A 15,979-nucleotide genomic window follows, 5' to 3' on the forward strand; every position below is an offset into this window, starting at 1 on the left:
AGGTTTATGTGTCTACTGCAAACAATCAACATCATAATAAAGAAGAGGTGAGTTTGAATGTATTCAAACAGCCTATAGCCTTCTATCTAATTTTTTCTATTGAACTCTGGGAACGCTTTGGTTTTTATGGCTTGCAAGCCATCATGGCCGTGTACCTCGTCAAACAACTTGGTATGACGGAAGCAGATTCAATTACCCTATTCTCATCATTTAGCGCACTCGTCTATGGAATGGTCGCCATCGGCGGCTGGTTAGGCGATAAAGTGTTAGGGACAAAACGCGTACTCACGCTTGGCGTTATCGTCTTGGCCCTAGGCTATAGCTTGATTGCGTTCTCTGGTCATCAAGTTTCCCTCGTCTACATAGGGATGGCAACCATCGCGGTCGGTAGCGGTCTCTTTAAAGCTAACCCTTCTTCTCTATTATCCACCTGCTATGATAAAGACGACCCCCGTATTGATGGGGCATTTACCATGTTTTACATGTCGATTAATATCGGTTCTCTTGTTTCGATGATGTTAACCCCGGTACTCGCAGCTAACTATGGTTGGAGCGCGGCCTTCTCACTCTCTGTGGTTGGCTTAGTGATCACCTTGCTGAACTTTATTTTCTGCAAGGGTATTGTTAAAGATTATGGGTCAAAACCAGATTTTGCACCGCTGCAATGGAATAAACTGTTACTCACACTAGTGGGTGTCGTGGTGCTAGTTAGCCTTGCAACATGGCTTCTGCATCATCAAGATATCGCTCGTATGGCTCTCGGTGTGATCGCAGTGGGAATACTGTTGGTGTTCTTAAAAGAAACCTTACAACTTAAAGGTGCCGACCGCCGTAAGATGATTGTAGCGTTTATTATGATGTTAGAGGCAATCGTATTTTTCGTACTCTATATGCAGATGCCGACATCCTTAAACTTCTTCGCTATTCATAACGTCGAACATCAATTATTAGGCTTTACCTTTCAACCGGAACAATTCCAGGCACTTAACCCATTTTGGATCATGCTAGCGAGCCCCCTGCTTGCCATCGTTTATAACAAGCTCGGCGATCGCTTACCGATGCCCTATAAGTTCTCTATTGGCATGTTCTTGTGCTCGGCGGCATTCTTGGTATTACCGTTAGGCGCTAAGATGGCTAGCGAACAAGGCATTGTGTCGATTAACTGGCTCATCTTCAGTTACGCGCTACAGAGCATTGGCGAATTAATGATTTCCGGCCTAGGTTTAGCCATGGTGGCACAGCTGGTTCCACAACGCTTAATGGGCTTCATTATGGGTTCTTGGTTCCTGACTACGGCGGGGGCGGCAATGATCGCAGGGAAAGTCGCTAACCTAATGGCCGTGCCAGAAAATGTGACTGACCCGCTTCAGTCACTGCACGTCTATAGCAACGTTTTCATGCAAATTGGGCAATATACTCTGGGTATTGCCGTCGTGATGTTGTTGGTTTCACCGCTTTTACAACGAATGGTACGCAACACGAACGCTTAGTAAAACTAAACCCGTCATTGTGACGGGTTTATTCTCTATTTTTGTAACGCTCGCTTAGCGATACCTCTAATTTTCTTCTCTTCAAGAATCGCCACTACAGCCATGATCGCTATACAACCGATTGCCGCCGCGTCAAGCGCAGCAAAGGTTCCAGCCCATCCAGTCATCCCAAAAATTGAGTGTCCATCCGCGATCATCCCTAAACCAAGCTTCGCGAAGCTATCACCCACTAGGTAGGCAAAGGTTCCTTTAATACCGTCGGCAGCACTAATCGCTTTTTTCGGTACAAATCCTACCGCCGCCACACCGATCAATAATTGTGGACCAAATACCATAAAACCCAGGAAGAATAGCGAGGTGAGATACACCCACTCTTCGGTGGCTCGTTGGTAAACCCCTAGGGTGATGATGATAAAAATCAACGCAATACATGCGACTAATGCCCTGCGTCCGCGGGCAAGGTCAGAGAGGAATCCCCATAGTAGTGTACCGACGAGGGCGCCCGCCTCGAATAGAGTAAAACCTTGAATGGCCACTTCTTTGGAGAGTTTTAGCTCATTATAGGCATAGACGGTTGACCATTGGTCGATACCGATGCGTACTACATAGAGGAAAATATTGGCGAAACACAGCAACCAAATAACTTTATTCTTTAAGACATAAGTGACGAAAATCTGCCATTTAGTCAGACTTTCATCATCGGCTTCTTCGTCTTCTTCACTTTGCGATTCGTCAAATAGCTCTTCTGGCTTACCTAACCCATAGGCTTCTGGGGAGTCATTGCCGAAACGCAATGCTATCACCCCGACCAGTAGCGCAATGATCGATGGGAAGATAAACATTCCGATCACGTGTCCGTTGAAGAAGTAGTTCGCCCCTAATAAAGCGACCCCAGCGGCACCTGCCCCCCCAAGGTTATGGGAAATATTCCAGAATCCAAGATATGTGCCACGCTTACCACGCGGTGTCCATTTCGTAATGGTTGAGTAGCTACACGAGCCCCCGGTACTTTGAAAAAAGCCGCTCAACGAGTAACACGCGATCATCAGCCACAGCGCAACTGAGCCCGATCCCATGCTGGCGCTAAACCCTAGCATACATATCGCTGATAGAATCAGCATCAGCGGTAAGAACTGCTTGGTATTTTTTCCATCGGCGTAGTAGGAAAGGAGAGTTTTCCCTATACCATAGGTAATGGAAAATCCTAATCCGATAAGCCCTAACTGGGTTAAGCTCAACCCATAGGTTGAGACCATATCGTTTTGTGCAATATTAAAATTTTTACGGATCAAATACATCGTCATGTAACAGATAAAGACGACCAGATAGGACTGTAGAAAGGGTTTGAACCACATTTTCCGACGTACAGCGGCGGGTAGGTCCAGCGTCGGAAGGCGTTTTTGTTTTAGAAATTGCAGCATGATTCCCATTCTTCCATGAGAGTTAAGGTAAGGGTGAGTCTAGGAGATCTTGCCGCGAGAAGTGCTGATATCTATCAAATTTTTTGAACGGTGACCTTTAGGGTTGCGATAAAGGTCACATTTTTATTCTTTGCCCTAAACCGGTGTGGCACTGAAATGGTGGCTTGGCGTGGCAATCTCATCCTGAGCGGCCACCAGCTGCAGTTCATATTCTCCCATACTATGGGTTTTCAACATCACCCCATATACCGCAGCGGTAATATGTTCCAATGCCTGCACGTAAGACTTGCCCTGCAGCAGATTGACTAACAGTAATCCGCTAGTCAAGTCCCCCACCCCTACTGGCTGCCTGACGCCGAAATCAATCAGCGGTCGATGAATATGTAACGCTTCTTCTTGGGTCACTAAAAGCATCTCGAATTGATCGCTACGTAACCCGGCTCGCGAAAGGTGCTTAACTAACACGACGTCCGGCCCTTGTGCAATTAAGGCGCGGCTTGCTTCAATGGCTTGCGCAAGATTATTAATAGAAGATCCGCTCAACATCTCTAATTCTAATAGATTTGGCGCAATGACATCGCTTGCCGGTAAGGAGACCTGGCAATGGAACTCTGCGACACCCGGTGCGACAATACATCCCTTTTCAGGATGCCCCATCACCGGATCACAAAAGTACCAGGCATTCGGATTGGCGGCTTTGACCTGCTGGACGATCTCCAGGATTTTCTCACCCTGTTCTGCCGAGCCGAGATAACCACTCAGTACCGCATCGCAGGTTTTTAACCGATCAATAGCCGCGATACCTTGGACAATTTCTGTGAGATGCTCCGCGGGCATCACCGTACCCGTCCACTGCCCATACTGAGTATGGTTCGAGAATTGAACGGTATTAAGAGGCCATACGTTGGCGCCCATACGGCGCATGGGAAACTCAGCAGCCGCGTTGCCGGCGTGCCCATAAACTACATGAGATTGTATTGCTAAAATATTTTTCATGTTTGCATGTCTATTATTATGAATAAAAAAAGGCCGTTTCCGGCCCTTTTACTATGCCCAGTTGATTAGGCAGTAGTGTTTCTTTCCTCGACGCAATAACGTGAATCGACCATGGAGTTTATCGCTATCAGTGAATCGGTACTCGGTATCATCCTGCTTATTACCGTTAACCGAAACTGCTTTCGAGCTAATCATGGTACGCGCCTGGCCCCGAGAGGGTACCAATTCTGCCGCGACCAGAGCTTGTTGTAGATCAGTCTCTTCACTTAATGTGATGGTTGGCATACCGTCTTGCGCGAGTTGCGCAAAATCGCTGGCGGTCAGATCGCTTAAGGTTCCCGCAAAGAGGCTTTGTGTAATACGCTTGGCGGCTTCCAATCCAGCTTCGCCATGTACCATGCGTGTCACTTCCTCAGCGAGGACATATTGGGCGCGCGGGGCTTTACCGCTTTGCTTATCTTCCGTCTCCAGTGCTTGAATATCTTCGATACTCATAAATGTGAAGAACTTCAGGAAGCGATACACATCAGCGTCTGCTGTGTTGATCCAAAATTGGTAGAACTTGTAGGGGCTGGTTTTAATCGGGTCTAACCACACCGCACCGCCTTCTGTTTTGCCAAATTTAGTTCCATCCGACTTAGTGATTAGCGGTACCGTTAGGCCAAATACTTGGTTCTGATGCATTCTGCGAGTTAAGTCGATGCCCGAGGTGATATTTCCCCACTGATCGGAACCGCCAATCTGCAATGCCACACCGTATTGCTTATTCAGGCAGGCGAAGTCGTAACCTTGCAGGAGGTTATACGAGAATTCAGTGTAGGAGATCCCTTGATCTTCGCGGTTTAAACGCTGTTTCACCGCTTCTTTATTAATCATTTGGTTAACGGAGAAGTGCTTACCAATATCACGCAGAAAGGTTAAGACGTTCATTCCGCCGAACCAATCGTAGTTATTGGCGGCGATGGCGCTATTTTCGCCGCAGGCGAAATCGAGGAAAGGTGAGACTTGACGGCGGATTTTTTCTACCCACTCTTGAACAGTGTCTTCCGTATTTAACTTCCTCTCAGCCGCTTTGAAGCTTGGGTCACCGATTAGTCCGGTCGCCCCTCCAACGAGAGCGACAGGTTTATGACCTGCGTCTTGAAAACGTTTCAGACAAAGCAGTGGCACCAAATGCCCCAGATGCAAGCTATCTGCGGTAGGATCGAAGCCGCAATACAGTGCAATAGGCCCTTGTGCCAGTCGCTCTGATAACGCCTTTTCATCCGTTACCTGGGCGATCAGCCCTCTTTCTTGCAATTGTTGGATAAGGTTACTACTGGTCATTAATGACTCCACGTTGAACAGTCTGCACCTAAACTGGTACACAGTTTCCGCCACCGGCGAATAAAGTAAGCGCCATAGAATAATTCGCTATGCCCAAAGGTTCCAGCTCTGAACGCATTAATTTACGAGTTATGGCGCAAGGCGATCGATTTTCCAGCAATCATCCTGTTTTTGATAGATAAATCGGTCGTGAAGCCGATGTTTTCCTCCCTGCCAGAATTCAACTGCCTCAATCGCGACACGATAGCCCCCCCAAAAACTGGGTAATGGGACCTCCCCTTGCTGATACTTTTGCTTCATCTGCATAAAAGCCGTTTCGAGTAGGCTACGCCCTGAGATCCGACTGGACTGTTTTGACACCCAAGCTCCGATTTGACTTTCAAAGGGACGCGAATGGAAATATTTCATTACCGTAGACACGGGTAGCTTCTCTGCCCGACCGATAACCATGACTTGTCTTTCTAAGAAGTACCACGGGAAATGCAGCGAAATACGATTATTTTCCTGCAAATGTTGCGCTTTACGGCTCCCTAGGTTGGTATAAAACGTCATACTTTGCTCATCAACATGCTTGAGTAAAACAATGCGTTGGTAAGGTTGGCCTTGCTGGTCGACTGTCGCGACACACATGGCTGTCGGATCGGGTAACTGTGCCTCACAGGCCTGCTGCAACCACTGATTAAACAACTCGATGGGTGTTTCGGGTAAATTTTCACGGCGTAGCCCGCCAAGAGTATACTCACGGCGTATGTCGGTTAATCTTGAAAAAGAATCATGGTCTTGGCTCATAACTCACTCGCTTATACATTGGTGATAAATCAGGTTATCGTGTACTCAGTGGATTCGCAGGGAAAATCGCGCCTAGCACAGTAAAATCCTTCGCACCGGTCACAGCAGGTAGATTTCCAGGCAGTCCAGAGACAGTACGGTAAGCTAACCACGAGAAGGCTAGTGCTTCCATATCATCGCTGCTAATCCCGACTTCATCGGTCAGCCCCACTTGAGTATTGGGTAACAGCTTCGCAATATATTTCATCAAGGCCATATTATGCCCACCGCCGCCACAGACCAGTAACCGATGCCACTCACCTTGCTGTTTTATCAAGTCTGTCACGCTTATCGCGGTAAGGGCTAATAAAGTAGCCTGAACGTCTTCCGGAGCGATCGCGGCGAAGTGTGCGAGTTTATTTTCAATCCATCTAAAATTGAAATACTCCCGGCCAGTGCTTTTCGGTACGGGGCGTTTGAACCAAGGGTCGTCGAGCATCACATTTAACAATGCCTGGTCGACCTGACCAGACTCTGCCCATTGCCCGTCTTTATCGTAACGACGCTGATGGTGATGCCACATCCAGGCATCCATGAGTATATTTCCGGGCCCAGTATCAAACCCTCTCACCATTTCCCCAGGAGAGAGCAATGATACGTTGGCGATACCCCCGATATTCAAAATAACTCGCCGTTCATAGGGATGGGTGAGTAAGGCGCGGTGAAAGGCTGGTACCAACGGTGCCCCTTGCCCTCCTAGAGCCATATCTCGTCGGCGGAAGTCTCCTACCACGGTAACCCCAGTTCGCGTCGCGATAGTATTATTGTCGCCCAACTGTAGGCTAAAGGGAGCGTCGCCCTGCGGCTCGTGCCAGACAGTTTGTCCATGACAACCTATTGCAACGATGTCTTGCGCAGACAAGCCTTCTTGCGACATCAGCTGCAGGACGGCCTCGCTAAATAGCCGACCTAATCGGGTATCAAGCTGCCCCACCTGTGACAACGTAACAGATTGCCCCTGATTGACACCCAATATTTGTTCGCGGATTTCCAACGGCATGGGATGACAATAGCTAGCCTGTAAGGCCACTATATTTTGATCGATTGCTGCGAGGACAACATCTATCCCATCCAAACTAGTGCCTGACATCACACCGATATAACGTCCCGTTTGCATATGACCACTCCCCTGAAAGTTGGCTCAATGCCCATCTGTGACTCATTTAAACAAAATCGTCGTAACACATTGAGCTATTGTTAATGTTTTCCCGCTAAACTTAATGCTAAGTGGCTATGCTGGAATCATCGTTTTAGATTGTACTATACTTAATAAGATTTCTAATGCCTGCATAGTTGATAATGCACTCAATATTGAAAGGAGTTTCAAATGTTAAAACGGTTCTCAACTGTTGCTGCAGCCATGGCTGTTGCTATGACCCTTACAGGATGTGTCAATGACAACTCACTGTCTGGCGACGTTTACTCTGCCAACGAAGCCAAGCAGGTACAAAATGTTACCTACGGGACGCTCGTTTCGGTAAGACCTGTCAAAATCCAAGGCGGTGACGACAGTAATGCTATCGGGGCCATCGGCGGTGCAATTTTGGGTGGTTTCTTGGGTAATACCATCGGCGGTGGCGCAGGAAGAAGTCTCGCTACCGCTGGCGGCGCTGTGCTCGGTGGTGTAGCGGGCCAAGGCGTTCAGGGTGCGGCTAATACCTCGAATGGTGTTGAGTTAGAAATCCGCAAGGATGACGGCAATACTATCATGGTCGTTCAGAAACAAGCTGCGACCCGTTACTCTCCCGGTCAACGCGTTGCTATTGCGACCAACGGTAGCCAAGTCACCGTTTCACCTCGCCGCTAACTTTAGTTTTAGATATAAAAAACCCCTCTTAGGAGGGGTTTTTTATATCTAGTATTTTCTATCACTGGTGGTGAAAAAAGGTATTTGCGTAAGATTATGATCGAGATATTTTAGGCTTTTAACTCGTTTTTTTGAATTTCGACAATGTTTTCTTCTAAACGCGAGATTAAACTCTTTAATTGCTGCCGATCTTCGCTGGACAACCCCTGAAGGATATCATTACGACTTTGTACGATAACCGATTCGAGTTGTTCAATAATTGGTGCTGCTTGTTCAGTTAACGATATGCGTTTTGCACGACGATCTTCGGCACACGCCGAGCGGACAATTAATCCTTTATGTTCGAGTTGGTCAAGCGTTCTGACTAAGGATGGTTGCTCGATGCCTATCGCTTTTGCCAGTTGTATCTGCGATTGTTCGGCAGGAAGCTCATGTATATTGTGCAGCGTGACCCACAAAGTTTGCGTGAGGCCCAATGGCTTCAAGCGGTTATCGATAATGGCTCGCCATAAACGTACGAGTCTTGCTAAGTCTGTCCCCAATGAAGATTCCATAACTTTACCTATAATTAGTTTGCTAAGTAGTATAGTCAGTTTTAGACTATTTTCCGTTTTCCTTTTCGGAATTACAAATAAGTATCGGTTAAAACAACAATTTGTTTAAGAGTTATCTAGCTTAATAAGGGATTTAATCATGTACGTGTCACACTTTCCACTCACCTCAGCATTGACCGAACTGGTTGTGGGTGACATGTTGTTCTTCCCTCCTATCTTTAAATCAGTATTACTTGGTTTCTTTTTTTGGCTTCTTATCCATCCCTTAATCCGACATAAAATTTATTCCGGCCAAGTCTGGCACCCTACTTTGCTCGATCTCTCTCTCTTTTTTCTTTGTGTTTCCGCCTCGTTGGCGTTACTAAGATTGTCGTAGGAAAACCCTAAATGAAATTTAATGCCTTACGCTATTTTTCAACGCTATTTACCTTTGCGATTGCAGTACTCGCCGCATGGTGGATGTGGAATTATTATATGCAATCGCCTTGGACACGTGACGGTAAAATTCATGCGGAGATGGTTAAGGTCGCCGCGGAAGTGGATGGAAGGTTGATGCAACTACCCGTAAAAGATAATCAATTTGTACATAAAGGCGATCTTCTCCTCGCATTAGATCCCCGCCCCTACCAGATTGCGCTCGAGAATGCCCAAGCTCAGCTCGCTAAAAGCGAGGCTGATTTACGTAAAGCTGAACACGAGGCCATGCGTCGAACACAGCTCTCGACCAATGTGATTTCTGCAGAAGATCAAGACAGTTATCGGCAGTCAGCCAGTGCAATGAAGGCCAGTATGCTTGCCGCTAAAGCGAACGTAGATCAAGCTGAATGGAATCTGGCGCAAACCAAAGTGGTTGCCCCGGTTGACGGTTGGGTTACTAATTTCCATCTGCGTCAAGGGGACTATATTAATACAGGTTCTACCTTATTCGCTTTAGTCGATAGCCAATCATTTTATGCTGTAGGTTATTTTGAAGAGACAAAACTTCGTAATATCCGCTCAGGTCTCAACGCTACGCTAACTTTGTACAGCGATAATGCTACGCTACAGGGTAAAGTAGAAAGTATCGGTCGTGCGATCAGCGATCAGAGTGTCGATGCAGACAGCAGCTTAGTCCCGGACGTTAAACCGACCGTACCCTGGGTGAGGCTAGCACAGCGTGTGCCGATACGCATTCGACTGACCGAACTCCCCCCTCAACAGCTCTTAGTCGCCGGTACGACCTGCACTATCGTTATTCATCCGGAAGCACAGTAATGTCTTGGCAGTGGTTGGCGTGGGAAAATTTGCCTTGGATTCGCGCCTCCGCCGCGCAATGGCGCTATGCACTGCGTAACACTCTCGCCATGTGTCTCGCCTTGAGCTTCGCCTACAGCGTCAATCTCGATCAACCTTACTGGGCCATGACTTCGGCCGCGGTAGTGAGTTTTCCCACCGTAGGGGGGGCGATTAGTAAAAGTTTAGGTCGTATTGTAGGAAGCTTGGTAGGCGCGCTGGCGGCGATCCTCATCGCGGGTTATACACTAAACGACCCCTGGTTATTTACCTTCGGTTTCGCCACGTGGCTCGGGTTTTGTACGTGGATAGCTAACCTGCACCAAAATAACGTCGCCTACGCGTTCTCCCTCGCGGGCTATACTGCGGCGCTGATCGCCTTTAGTACTGTCAATATTACCGAATCCAGTCAACTGTGGGATATTGCACAAGCACGTGTCTGTGAAGCGATAACCGGTATATTATGCGCGGGTCTGATGATGATGCTATTACCCAGTACATCGGATGGCGATACGCTGATGACTACCCTCAAGCAAATGCAATCGCGATTACTCGAGCATGCCCGTCTATTACTCAATAAACAGACGGCCGAGAACGCTCAGACGGCTCACGAAACCATGATTGGCCAGATCCTTACGACGAATTTGCTACGTATTCAGGCGTATTGGAGTCACTACCGCTACCGCCGACAAAATAGTGTATTGAATTACGTACTGCATCAGCAGCTTCGTCTAACCGGGGTGCTGTCGGGTCTGCGGAGGATGTTGCTGAATTGGCCGGAGGCGCCCGATACGGTCTACACTGCGATTGAAGCACTGCTTACGGAGCTGGAGCAACCTTGGTGTACGAAACATACATTGGCCAAGATCATTCATACAGTTACGCCATCGATATCTCAGGGAGATTACCGACAGATAGCCTTCGTCACTCGGCTACGCTATTTTTGTTGGCTCTACCTCGATGTCCAGCGATGGATGCGCCTACTCGATAATGTCGAGCATAACCAACAATTACGACCGCCAAAAGTGCCCGCGTTAGCGCTTGAGTCAGATCGTGCTGAGGCACTATTGAGTGCAGGGCGAACATTTTTTGCGATCGTACTCGGCTGTACTTTTCAAATTTATACCCAGTGGGACCAAGGGCCAGCGGCATTAACGCTAACCGCAATTGCTTGCGTGCTATATTCTTCCGCCCCCTCACCCTCGTCGAGCGTGACTTTACTACTCAAAACATTATTAATTCTTTGTGTACTCAGTTTCGTGATTAAATTCGGCCTAATGGTGCAGGTGAACCAGCTATGGCAACTCCTTATCGTGCTATTCCCTCTTATCGTGACTTTGCAACTTTTCAAACTGTTATTACCCAAACGCGCAGCACTCTGGGGACAGATTGTCGTCTTTATGGGATCGTTTATTTCTGTGAGTAACCCCCCTAGCTGGGACTATGGCACCGTGCTCAACGGGGATATTGCAAAAGTCTGTGGCGTTATTTTTGCCTGGCTTGCGTTTGTTCTTATTCGCCCTAGCTCGGATGATCGCAAAAGCTTACGTCATATTCGCGCGATACGTCGCGGATTTCGCGACCAACTGCGCCCGAAACCCTCAGCGAGTCCTAATCACTTTGAATCGCGGCTCTATTTCCATATAAATCAGTTGAAAACGAGCCAGAATACTCAAGCGAAGCTTTGGCTATTGCGTTGGGGCGTTGTCCTACAAAATAGTGCGCACATAGTCTGGGAGCTGCGCGCATGGCGTACTTCCTCTACCGCTCTGCGGGCGCAACGCGACCGCTGCTTTCAAATACTCGAGAGTATTATTAGCGAACGTGGTGTCCACGCGACACAACTAAAATCCGTGTTAACTGAATTGACCCGCCAACAAGCTGAGCTGGCTGCCAGCTCTGATCCAGATTCAATACGCCTTGCCGGTATTCTGTGGCGGCTCTATTGCTCGCTCGCTCAGCTCAGCCATGCGTTACCCCCGCAAGAGCTAAAATAGTTCCCCCTGATGGATGACCTCTTCGTGGGGAGTGGCGTGAGGACGATGGGCTGCACGCCGTCTCAGTGTGCAGAGTCGTAATATAGTGTGTTTTTCTGCGTCATTGAATGTTTGCCACCCAAAACGCTCTTCACGACTACGATAACATCCTTTGCAATATCCCCGAGAATTGGTCTGGCATAGTCCTCGACAAGGATTTGGCAGCGTAAACATTTCGAGTTGTTGTGACATGCTTGGCGCTCCTTTTCAGGGCCGTCATTACGCCGACTTGTTGTTCTGTGCGATAGTAGGTTTTGCCTCTTGTCGATCAGCGCTGCGAAATCTACTCTGTGTTTCATACCACTTATTATAGCAGGAGAGTATTATGTCTACGTTGTCCCTCTTTTCGCCTCTAGATCTCGGCGCAATAACGACTAACAACCGTATTTTCATGGCACCTTTAACGCGTTTAAGAAGCGTAGAGCCAGGAGATATCCCGACAAAATTGATGGAAACTTACTATCAACAACGTGCCTCGGCGGGATTGATTATCACTGAAGCTACGCAAATTTCCTTCGAAGCTAAAGGCTATGCTGGCGCGCCGGGTTTACATACAGCGGAACAAGTGGCTGCTTGGCAAACAATCACACAAGCCGTGCATGCAAAGCAGGGTAAAATTGGAGTCCAGTTGTGGCACACGGGTCGTATCTCCCACTCCTCGCTCCAGCCTAATGGCGCGGCACCTCAAGCTCCTTCCGCGCTGCCTTCTCAAACGCGTACCTCGCTCAAAAATGAGCAAGGCGAGGTTTACCGCAGCGAAACAACTCTGCCGCAAGCGATGAGCTTGGCGCAGATTAAACAAGTTGTTAAAGATTTCGAGCAGGCCGCGATTAACGCTCAGCAAGCAGGCTTTGACCTGTTGGAGTTACACGCTGCACACGGCTACCTACTTCATGCCTTCTTATCGCCAGAGTCAAACCAGCGGACTGACGAATATGGTGGCAGCCGAGAAAATCGTGCGCGCATTGTCCTTGAAATTATCGAGGCGATTTCACGCGTTTGGGGCCCACGCCACATCGGGATCCGCCTTTCTCCAGTCGGAACCTTTCAAGCGCTAGGCAATGGCCCACATGAGGAAGAGGATGCGGTATGGCTAATCCAACAGCTTAACCGCTTCGACCTCGCTTATCTCCACCTCTCAGAGCCAGACTGGGCTGGCGGTAACTCTTATACCGCAGAATTCCGGCAAGCGGTTAGGGCAGCCTTTAGCAACACGATTATCGGTGCTGGTGCCTATACCTTGGAAAAAGGTAACGAACTCGTCAAACAGGGACTTATCGATGCCGTCGCTTTTGGACGTGACTTTATTGCTAACCCTGACCTCGTGGAGCGTTTCGCACAGAATGCACCGCTGAACACGCAGCACCCAGAATCGTTCTATGGCGGTGATGCACGTGGATATATCGATTATCCCTTTTTGCACGACGTGAAAAACTGATACCCTACTTATTATTTACACGTTAAGTTGTGAGGTTTTATGCGTTTTTTACATACAATGATCCGTGTCGGCGATTTAGATCGTGCCGTCGACTTCTACACTCGTATACTCGGCATGCGCTTACTACGCACTAGCGAAAATACCGAATATAAGTATACGTTAGCGTTTGTTGGATACACCGATGAAAGCGAAGGCGCTGTTTTAGAGCTAACCTATAACTGGGGCGTGGAGAGTTATGACCTTGGTAAAGGATATGGACACATCGCCTTGGAAGTCGACTCTGCTGCAGAGACGTGTGAGCGTATCCGTCAAGCGGGTGGTAACATCACTCGTGAAGCTGGTCCTGTTAAAGGCGGCAAGACGGTCATTGCTTTTGTCGAAGATCCTGATGGCTACAAAATTGAATTAATCGAGAAAAAAGACGCTGGTCTTGGACTAAATAACGATTAATCGTTGATTAAGGGCTGCGTTGCAGCCCTGTTTTTGTCATACTTGCCGACCCTTTTTTACTGTTATTGAGAGACAGATGTCAGACACTGCCAACCCAAACCTGCTCAAACACCGCTTTCGTGGCTTCTACCCCGTTGTTATCGATGTCGAAACTGCCGGTTTTAATGCTGAGACAGATGCGCTGCTTGAAATTGCGGCAATAACCGTTCGAATGGACGAGGATGGCTGGCTAGTCGAAGACCAGAAAATTCATTTTAATATCACACCGTTTGAAGGGGCTATTTTGCACCCTGAAGCATTAGCGTTCACTGGGATCAACCCAGATGACCCTGAGCGACACGCCGTCAGCGAATATGATGCGCTTCACGCTATTTTTAAGATGGTAAGAAAAGGTATGAAAGAGGCGGATTGTTCCCGGGCGGTGATCGTGGCGCACAATGCACACTTCGATCATAGCTTTACGATGGCTGCTGCACAGCGCGCAAGCTTAAAACGCAACCCATTTCATCCTTTTGCCACCTTCGATACCGCCGCGCTGAGTGGCTTGGTGTTAGGGCAAACGGTGCTAGCTAAGGCCTGCATTAGTGCGGGGATTAGTTTTGATAGCGAACAAGCGCATAGCGCACTCTATGATACTGAACAGACGACGAGCTTATTCTGCGAGTTAGTCAATAGGTGGAAGCGATTAGGCGGCTGGCCGTTACCTATTAACGAAGAGGCATCAGAAGTGGTGGAAACCTGCCCACCACTATAATACTGTCAGAACAAATTATTCTGCTTCGCGATATTTATCTGCAGTCTCTTTAATAAGTGGCTGCAGTTCCCCCCGCTGGTACATTTCCATGATAATATCACAGCCCCCTACCAGCTCACCGTCTACCCAAAGTTGTGGGAAGGTAGGCCAGTTCGCATAAGCAGGCAGCTCAGCACGGATATCTGGATTCTGTAGGATATCTACGTAAGCGAAACGCTCACCACAGCCGGATAGCGCTTGAACCGCTTGTGCAGAAAAACCACAGCTCGGTAATTTTGGTGACCCTTTCATATAAAGAAGAATTGGGTTTTCAGAAATTTGTGTCTTAATTTTTTCAAGAGTGCTCATTTTGCTTCCTTAACGACTACGTAGTTTCAGGTATTGTAGCGTTTATCGTGCATAGAGTGAAATAGCCTGAGGTGATATCCCGCAAATGGCTCTCGGAGTAAGAATTTTCTTAATCACCACTAATAATGTGATTAAGATCACATAAAAGGTCCCTATTTCCCCTACCATAGACGAAATAGAGGATAACTGGGCAGGACACTCATGCTTAGTAACAGATTTATTAAAATTCTAGCTTAACTTTTCGAAAAGTTCTGGATTAGAATGGCTTATGGGGCTGACGACACTGTCAGAGGTTTTTTTACTCACTGACTCTTTTTTGAGTACATCACTGACTAAATAATAACTATGCGGCTAATAATTACGCTTTCAATTCTTGCTTTTATGCAGCTTTTTTTCAATATCGCTGAAGCGGCTCCGCATCGGCATCTTAATGCAACCGCCCACAAATCTGTAAAAAAAGTGGCTGCGGATGATACTCGCCGTAAGCGAAAACCGATAAAAACAGCCTCTAAACGTTCCAAACACCCCCAACCCCAGAAAATTAAGCACATTGCTAGAAGTTCGACTAAAGCGTCTACTACACGCTCATCTAAATCACATAAATTGGCCAACGCACGCTTAACGAGAAAGAAATTCTATGCCGGCCAGAAAGTGCTTGCCCGACACAATACGCGTATCGCCTCTCCAACTTCCGCTGCAATGGTGATGAGTGCTACCCACCATCAGAAATATCAAAAAGCGCGCCAGACTGCGATGAGTAAATTAATGAATCAACTGGGTAAGCCTTATCAATGGGGGGGCACCTCTCCACACACTGGCTTTGATTGTAGTGGCTTGGTGTACTATGCCTATAAAGACTTAGTGAAATTTAAGATCCCTCGTACCGCTAATGAGATGTACCACTTACGTGACGCAGCGCCTGTGAAAAGAAACTCCCTGCAAAAAGGCGATTTAGTTTTCTTCAGGATCCACCGTCGCGGCGCCGCTGACCACGTTGGAGTCTACGTAGGCAATGGTAAATTTATCCAATCACCGCGTACCGGCAAAGATATCCAAATCACCGATCTTACGGGCGAATACTGGCAAAAACACTATATTGGTGCACGTAGGGTGATGACTCCCAGCTCCGTACGCTAGCCTCTCTCGCTATTTCAATAGGCCCCGCACGTCGGGGTTTTTTTATGTCCTGCGTACTGTTTCTCTTTCGCTAACCGACCTCCTCGGCAAAAACACTTTTGCATTGTTGCGCAAAAAGCTCG

General features: G+C 47.8%; 17 protein-coding genes. 9 read left to right on the forward strand and 8 right to left on the reverse strand.

The features are described from left to right. Window positions 1-8 precede the first annotated feature (8 nt). Window positions 9-1,490: a dipeptide/tripeptide permease DtpA gene (gene dtpA / locus HGT70_RS06465; RefSeq protein WP_214195333.1), complete on the forward strand. Its 1,482-nt coding sequence runs from the start codon at window positions 9-11 to the stop codon at window positions 1,488-1,490. Window positions 1,491-1,525: 35 nt separating this feature from the next. Here the strand turns inward: dtpA and uhpT are convergent, their stop codons facing one another. The 5 genes from uhpT to anmK all read right to left on the reverse strand — a co-directional run bounded on the left by uhpT (window position 1,526) and on the right by anmK (window position 7,178). Further along, window positions 1,526-2,911: a hexose-6-phosphate:phosphate antiporter gene (gene uhpT / locus HGT70_RS06470; protein ID WP_214195334.1), complete on the reverse strand. Its 1,386-nt coding sequence runs from the start codon at window positions 2,909-2,911 to the stop codon at window positions 1,526-1,528. A 135-nt stretch (window positions 2,912-3,046) separates the two neighbouring features. After that, entirely contained in the window at window positions 3,047-3,907 is an 861-nt protein-coding gene (pdxY, locus tag HGT70_RS06475) for a pyridoxal kinase PdxY (RefSeq protein ID WP_214195335.1), read from the reverse strand. 51 nt (window positions 3,908-3,958) lie between these two features. Beyond that, window positions 3,959-5,233 (reverse strand): tyrosine--tRNA ligase, encoded by a 1,275-nt coding sequence (gene tyrS / locus HGT70_RS06480; RefSeq protein WP_214195336.1) that lies wholly within the window; start codon window positions 5,231-5,233, stop codon window positions 3,959-3,961. Window positions 5,234-5,362: 129 nt separating this feature from the next. Then, entirely contained in the window at window positions 5,363-6,022 is a 660-nt protein-coding gene (gene pdxH, locus HGT70_RS06485) for a pyridoxamine 5'-phosphate oxidase (protein ID WP_071430215.1), read from the reverse strand. Window positions 6,023-6,056: 34 nt separating this feature from the next. Further along, window positions 6,057-7,178, reverse strand: coding sequence for an anhydro-N-acetylmuramic acid kinase (gene anmK / locus HGT70_RS06490; protein ID WP_071430217.1), 1,122 nt, complete (start codon window positions 7,176-7,178; stop codon window positions 6,057-6,059). 210 nt (window positions 7,179-7,388) lie between these two features. Here anmK and HGT70_RS06495 point away from each other — a divergent pair, with 210 nt between their 5' ends. Then, a complete protein-coding gene (locus tag HGT70_RS06495; RefSeq protein ID WP_071430219.1) occupies window positions 7,389-7,868 on the forward strand; it encodes an outer membrane lipoprotein in 480 nt (159 codons plus the stop codon). Between the two features lie 110 nt (window positions 7,869-7,978). Here HGT70_RS06495 and slyA read toward each other — a convergent pair whose 3' ends face one another. Next, window positions 7,979-8,422, reverse strand: a complete 444-nt coding sequence (gene slyA / locus HGT70_RS06500) for a transcriptional regulator SlyA (protein WP_214195337.1) — start codon at window positions 8,420-8,422, stop codon at window positions 7,979-7,981. 139 nt (window positions 8,423-8,561) lie between these two features. Between slyA and HGT70_RS06505 the strand changes: the two genes are divergently transcribed. Genes HGT70_RS06505 through HGT70_RS06515 form a run of 3 tightly spaced genes read left to right on the forward strand, consistent with a single transcriptional unit; the run spans window position 8,562 to window position 11,691 of the window. Beyond that, the gene (locus tag HGT70_RS06505; protein ID WP_157725292.1) at window positions 8,562-8,798 is read left to right on the forward strand and encodes a DUF1656 domain-containing protein; all 237 of its coding nucleotides are present in this window, start codon (window positions 8,562-8,564) and stop codon (window positions 8,796-8,798) included. A gap of 11 nt (window positions 8,799-8,809) precedes the next feature. Further along, window positions 8,810-9,676 carry an efflux RND transporter periplasmic adaptor subunit gene (locus tag HGT70_RS06510; protein ID WP_071430223.1) on the forward strand — a complete coding sequence of 289 codons (867 nt, stop codon included), beginning with the start codon at window positions 8,810-8,812 and terminating at the stop codon, window positions 9,674-9,676. Next, entirely contained in the window at window positions 9,676-11,691 is a 2,016-nt protein-coding gene (locus tag HGT70_RS06515) for an FUSC family protein (protein ID WP_071430225.1), read from the forward strand. Before HGT70_RS06510 ends, HGT70_RS06515 begins: the two co-directional genes overlap by 1 nt. Here the strand turns inward: HGT70_RS06515 and HGT70_RS06520 are convergent. After that, a complete protein-coding gene (locus HGT70_RS06520) occupies window positions 11,683-11,922 on the reverse strand; it encodes a DUF1289 domain-containing protein (protein WP_214195338.1) in 240 nt (79 codons plus the stop codon). The two genes, HGT70_RS06515 and HGT70_RS06520, sit on opposite strands and share 9 nt — an antisense overlap. A gap of 133 nt (window positions 11,923-12,055) precedes the next feature. On the opposite strand from HGT70_RS06520, the gene nemA reads away from it, so the two are divergent. The 3 genes from nemA (at window position 12,056) to rnt (ending at window position 14,372) form a co-directional block, all read left to right on the forward strand. Next, on the forward strand, window positions 12,056-13,168 hold the full coding sequence (gene nemA, locus HGT70_RS06525; protein ID WP_071430227.1) for an N-ethylmaleimide reductase: 1,113 nt from the start codon (window positions 12,056-12,058) through the stop codon (window positions 13,166-13,168). A 39-nt stretch (window positions 13,169-13,207) separates the two neighbouring features. After that, window positions 13,208-13,618, forward strand: coding sequence for a lactoylglutathione lyase (gene gloA / locus HGT70_RS06530; RefSeq protein WP_071430229.1), 411 nt, complete (start codon window positions 13,208-13,210; stop codon window positions 13,616-13,618). A gap of 76 nt (window positions 13,619-13,694) precedes the next feature. Then, window positions 13,695-14,372: a ribonuclease T gene (gene rnt / locus HGT70_RS06535; protein WP_071430231.1), complete on the forward strand. Its 678-nt coding sequence runs from the start codon at window positions 13,695-13,697 to the stop codon at window positions 14,370-14,372. Between the two features lie 15 nt (window positions 14,373-14,387). Here rnt and HGT70_RS06540 read toward each other — a convergent pair whose 3' ends face one another. Then, complete coding sequence (locus HGT70_RS06540) at window positions 14,388-14,720, reverse strand: Grx4 family monothiol glutaredoxin (RefSeq protein WP_071430233.1); 333 nt, start codon at window positions 14,718-14,720, stop codon at window positions 14,388-14,390. 345 nt (window positions 14,721-15,065) lie between these two features. Here HGT70_RS06540 and HGT70_RS06545 point away from each other — a divergent pair, with 345 nt between their 5' ends. Next, on the forward strand, window positions 15,066-15,857 hold the full coding sequence (locus tag HGT70_RS06545; protein WP_214195339.1) for a C40 family peptidase: 792 nt from the start codon (window positions 15,066-15,068) through the stop codon (window positions 15,855-15,857). Window positions 15,858-15,979 lie beyond the last annotated feature (122 nt).

The sequence above is a fragment of the Rosenbergiella collisarenosi genome, assembly GCF_018494085.1.
Classification (GTDB): Bacteria; Pseudomonadota; Gammaproteobacteria; order Enterobacterales; family Enterobacteriaceae; genus Rosenbergiella; species Rosenbergiella collisarenosi.

Bases quoted from the DNA above. Each gene is read 5' to 3' on its own strand.
- pdxY (WP_214195335.1), bottom strand. From the start codon at position 3,907: ATGAAAAATATTTTAGCAATACAATCTCATGTAGTTTATGGGCACGCC.
- HGT70_RS06515 (WP_071430225.1), top strand. From the start codon at position 9,676: ATGTCTTGGCAGTGGTTGGCGTGGGAAAATTTGCCTTGGATTCGCGCC.
- slyA (WP_214195337.1), bottom strand. From the start codon at position 8,422: ATGGAATCTTCATTGGGGACAGACTTAGCAAGACTCGTACGTTTATGG.
- rnt (WP_071430231.1), top strand. From the start codon at position 13,695: ATGTCAGACACTGCCAACCCAAACCTGCTCAAACACCGCTTTCGTGGC.
- tyrS (WP_214195336.1), bottom strand. From the start codon at position 5,233: ATGACCAGTAGTAACCTTATCCAACAATTGCAAGAAAGAGGGCTGATC.
- HGT70_RS06495 (WP_071430219.1), top strand. From the start codon at position 7,389: ATGTTAAAACGGTTCTCAACTGTTGCTGCAGCCATGGCTGTTGCTATG.
- HGT70_RS06520 (WP_214195338.1), bottom strand. From the start codon at position 11,922: ATGTCACAACAACTCGAAATGTTTACGCTGCCAAATCCTTGTCGAGGA.
- gloA (WP_071430229.1), top strand. From the start codon at position 13,208: ATGCGTTTTTTACATACAATGATCCGTGTCGGCGATTTAGATCGTGCC.
- HGT70_RS06545 (WP_214195339.1), top strand. From the start codon at position 15,066: ATGCGGCTAATAATTACGCTTTCAATTCTTGCTTTTATGCAGCTTTTT.
- anmK (WP_071430217.1), bottom strand. From the start codon at position 7,178: ATGCAAACGGGACGTTATATCGGTGTGATGTCAGGCACTAGTTTGGAT.
- HGT70_RS06510 (WP_071430223.1), top strand. From the start codon at position 8,810: ATGAAATTTAATGCCTTACGCTATTTTTCAACGCTATTTACCTTTGCG.
- HGT70_RS06540 (WP_071430233.1), bottom strand. From the start codon at position 14,720: ATGAGCACTCTTGAAAAAATTAAGACACAAATTTCTGAAAACCCAATT.
- nemA (WP_071430227.1), top strand. From the start codon at position 12,056: ATGTCTACGTTGTCCCTCTTTTCGCCTCTAGATCTCGGCGCAATAACG.
- pdxH (WP_071430215.1), bottom strand. From the start codon at position 6,022: ATGAGCCAAGACCATGATTCTTTTTCAAGATTAACCGACATACGCCGT.
- uhpT (WP_214195334.1), bottom strand. From the start codon at position 2,911: ATGCTGCAATTTCTAAAACAAAAACGCCTTCCGACGCTGGACCTACCC.
- HGT70_RS06505 (WP_157725292.1), top strand. From the start codon at position 8,562: ATGTACGTGTCACACTTTCCACTCACCTCAGCATTGACCGAACTGGTT.